This window comes from Microbacterium sp., assembly GCF_029263575.1.
GTDB lineage: Bacteria > Actinomycetota > Actinomycetes > Actinomycetales > Microbacteriaceae > Microbacterium.
Genome location: NZ_JAJUFV010000221.1, coordinates 1 through 3,689 on the forward strand (window position 1 = coordinate 1; position 3,689 = coordinate 3,689).

Annotated in this window: 3 protein-coding genes and 1 riboswitch; of the genes, 1 reads left to right on the forward strand and 2 read right to left on the reverse strand. The window is 67.6% G+C overall.

The genetic code is table 11. The features are described from left to right. Positions 1 to 28 precede the first annotated feature (28 nt). Entirely contained in the window at positions 29 to 1,180 is a 1,152-nt protein-coding gene (nagA, locus tag Q1J95_RS15180; RefSeq protein ID WP_300269154.1) for an N-acetylglucosamine-6-phosphate deacetylase, read from the reverse strand. Further along, positions 1,177 to 2,688, reverse strand: a complete 1,512-nt coding sequence (locus Q1J95_RS15185) for a family 20 glycosylhydrolase (RefSeq protein WP_300269156.1) — start codon at positions 2,686 to 2,688, stop codon at positions 1,177 to 1,179. The genes nagA and Q1J95_RS15185 overlap by 4 nt, the downstream gene beginning before the upstream one ends. A 75-nt stretch (positions 2,689 to 2,763) precedes the next feature. Then, positions 2,764 to 2,847, forward strand: a riboswitch (ZMP/ZTP riboswitch). Between the two features lie 75 nt (positions 2,848 to 2,922). Here Q1J95_RS15185 and glyA point away from each other — a divergent pair. After that, positions 2,923 to 3,689: serine hydroxymethyltransferase (gene glyA / locus Q1J95_RS15190; RefSeq protein WP_300269159.1), on the forward strand; the 767-nt coding region annotated here is incomplete at its 3' end.

Sequence of the window (3,689 nt, forward strand, 5' to 3'; positions counted from 1 at the left end):
GAGAGCCAGAGCCCACCCGCTCTCACCCTCATGATGCGAGCGCAGCTCCCGTCTGTACGTGACGAACGCGAAGCTGTGCGTCGAGCAGCACAGCATCGCCCAGGTAACCGGGAGCGAGGCGCCCGAGCTGCGTAGCGAGGCCGATCGCCTCAGCTGGCGTCTGCGTGAGTGCGCGCACGGCGTCGGGCAGCGCGACGCCGGCCTGGACCGCGCGCAGCATGGCCACATCCTGCGTGAGCGTCGACCCGGCTATCGATCCGGTGTCATCAGCGCGCGCGACGCCATCGGCGACCGTCACCGTCACAGCGCCCAGGTCGTAGGTGCCGTCGGCGCTGCCGGCCGCTGCCATGGCATCGGTGATGAGCGCGACGCGACCGGGGGCTGCGTCGAAGAGCAGCTTGATCGCCAACGGGTCGAGGTGAATGTTGTCGGCGATCGCCTCCAGCACCACCCTGCGGTCGGCGGCGGCCGCCAGCACAGGACCGGGGGCGCGGTGATGGATGCCGGGCATGGCATTGAACGCGTGGGTGAGGAGCGTCGCACCGGCGTCGAAGGCGCGTGCTGTCTGCGCGGCATCCGCGTTGGTGTGGCCGACGGCGGCGACCGCCCCCGCGGCGACGATCGCGTCGATAGCTTCGAAACCACCCGGGCGCTCGGGGGCGATCGTCACCTGGCGAACCGTCCCGCGTCCCGCTTCGAGCAGCCGCGTCACCTCGGCCAGCGCCGGGTCTCGCAACAGCGATGGCTCGTGGGCGCCGTGATGCCCAGGATCGAGAAACGGGCCCTCCAAGTGCGAGCCCAGGATGTCGGCATCCGTCGTCATGAGATCGGCGATCTCAGCGACGCGACGGGCGAGGTCATCGACCGGTGCTGTCACCAGCGACACCACGGCGCGCGTCGTGCCGTGTTCGCGATGCAGAGCACGCGCGGTTCGAATGCTGTCAGCGCCGTCGTCGAAGGACGCTCCGCCCCCGCCATGCCCGTGGATATCGATGAACCCCGGGGTCAGGATGGCGCCGTCACCGGCGAGCTCGCTGGCGTCGATGACCGTGTCGGCGCTCGTCCAACTCGCTCCCTGGCCGGTCGCATGCACGTGCCCGTCCTCGAAGCGCACCCAGGCGTCCGGCGTTCTCGTGCCGTCGGTCACCAGCTGCGCTGAGTGGATCACAGACGAGGTCATGAGCGGCTCCAGGTGATTTCAGCGGGACGATACCCTCCCCATCCTGCGGCATCCCACACGGGCGCAAGTGCGCCCACGCGCTCACGGAATGATTCCCAATCGCGTGAGCCAGCGGCAGACCAGGCGACTTCGGCCAGCGCGGCCGCGCGGGGGAAGAACAGCTGGTCGAGTTCGACGAGCGAGGCAACGGTTTCCGTCCACAGCGGTGCCTCGACGCCGGCGATCGCGTCATCCCCCAGACCGGGGACGATCGTGCTGGGCTCCCAGGTGTAGGCCGTCTCGAGATCGATCAGTGCGGCCCAGTCCAGACCGACCGGGAAGTCTGCGTCGTACTTCTGGTCGAGGTACGAGACATCCGACGGCGACATCACAACGGAACCGCCGCATTCGACGAAGCGCAGAGCCTGGGCGGCCTGATCGTCTGTCGGGACGATGCCTCCCCAGTACTGCCCGATCGTGCCGTTCGCGACGACGGCGGAACCGGTCTCGTGCCACACCATCGGGGTCTTGCCGAGCTCGACGACGAGGGCCGTGATGCGCTCGGCGAAGGCGTTGAAGTCATCCGGGGGAGTGCCCAGCGCCTCGTCGCCACCGACGTGCAGGTACGGGCCGGGGGTGAGCTCGGCGAGCTCGGTGAGAACGTCCCCGAGAAAAGCCCAGGTCACCTCGTCGTGGATCCTCACGGACGAGTGTCCGACACCCCACCCGAGGTAGGGCTCGCCGGCGACCGGCAGAGGCTGGTCGAGCTCGCGCGCCTGCTCGACCAGCACGTCGTTCATGACGGGGGCTTCGACGATCTCGGGGTAGGCCACCCCGATCGCGTGCGTGTGTCCGGGCAGATCGATCTCGGGCACGACGACCATGTGCCGTGCGGCGGCGTATGCCACGATCTCGCGGAAATCTTCCTTCGTGTAGAAGCCGCCCGGCCGACCCAGCGTCGAGGTCGTCGCGCCGAGCTCGGTGAGCAGCGGGCGAGAGTCGATCTGGATGCGCCAGCCCTGGTCATCGGTCAGATGCAGGTGCAGACGGTTGAACTTCAACGACGAGGCGCGGTCGATATAGCCCTTCACCGCGGCCACATCCAGGAAGGTGCGCGCGACATCGAGCATGACTCCGCGGTATGCGTAGCGGGGTTCGTCGATGATGATCATCCGAGGAAGCGTCCACCCGTATTCCGTTGCCGTATGCAACTGGCGCACCGTCTGTACGCCGTAGAACAGCCCGGCGGCTGACCCCTCGACGTGTGCCGTGTCGCCGATCTCCAGTGTGTAGCGCTCGTCGTCTGCCCGGCGGTGATGCAGGAAGATGTCGCCGTCGGCGGCTTCCTTTGCGACCTGCAGGCGCAGCCCGGTGCGCTGTGCGACCGCATCGACAAGAGCGGATGCCGCGGCATCGGCCTCGCCCGCATCGCCGTCGTTGTCGACCACGATGCGCGTGCTCGCCGTCACCTCGAACGTTCCGGGACCGGAGCGGATGACTGATGGCTGCGGAACAATGGGAAAGACCATGAACAAAACCTACCTGCTCCGCCCGGGCAGGGCCAGGGAAGATCGTTACTGTGGATAACAGGAATTCCGCTAAGCTCGAAACGTCGCGACTGGCGTCTGGGTGGGGCACCACCGGGGAGCGACCGTTACGGAATTCGACCGCGCGCCTGGGCCGATGACATCCATCACACGCGTTTCGACACGTCCACTCAGCGGACGTGCTCAACGAACGAGTTCTGAGGAAACGAGGACGACATGACCGATCCGCACTTCAACGCCCCGCTCGCAGAGGTCGATCCCGAGATCGCCGAGGTCCTCGACCGCGAACTGAACCGCCAGCGCACGTTCCTCGAGATGATCGCATCCGAGAACTTCGTGCCCGTCTCGGTGCTGCAGTCGCAGGGCTCCGTGCTCACCAACAAGTACGCCGAGGGCTACCCGGGCCGCCGCTACTACGGTGGCTGCGAAGAGGTCGACGTCGCCGAGTCGCTGGCCATCGAGCGCGTCAAGGCGCTGTTCGGCGCCGAGTTCGCCAACGTGCAGCCGCACTCGGGCGCCACCGCCAACGCGGCCGTGCTGCATGCCATCGCACGCCCCGGCGACACCCTCCTCGGGCTCTCGCTCGACCACGGTGGCCACCTCACGCACGGCATGAAGATCAACTTCTCGGGCCGCCTCTACGACATCGTCGCGTACGGTGTGAACCCCGAGACCTCGCTCGTCGACATGGACGAGGTTCGCCGCCTCGCTCTCGAGCACAAGCCCAAGGTCATCGTCGCCGGCTGGTCGGCGTACCCGCGTCAGCTGGACTTCGCGAAGTTCCGCGAGATCGCCGATGAGGTCGGCGCCCTGCTGTGGGTCGACATGGCGCACTTCGCCGGGCTCGTCGCCGCGGGCGTGCACCCCAACCCCGTGCCGCACGCGCACGTGGTCTCGTCGACGGTGCACAAGACGATCGGCGGCCCGCGCTCGGGCTTCATCCTGACCAACGACGCCGACATCGCGAAGAAGATCAACTCGGC

Bases quoted from the DNA above. Each gene is read 5' to 3' on its own strand.
- nagA (WP_300269154.1), bottom strand. From the start codon at position 1,180: ATGACCTCGTCTGTGATCCACTCAGCGCAGCTGGTGACCGACGGCACG.
- Q1J95_RS15185 (WP_300269156.1), bottom strand. From the start codon at position 2,688: ATGGTCTTTCCCATTGTTCCGCAGCCATCAGTCATCCGCTCCGGTCCC.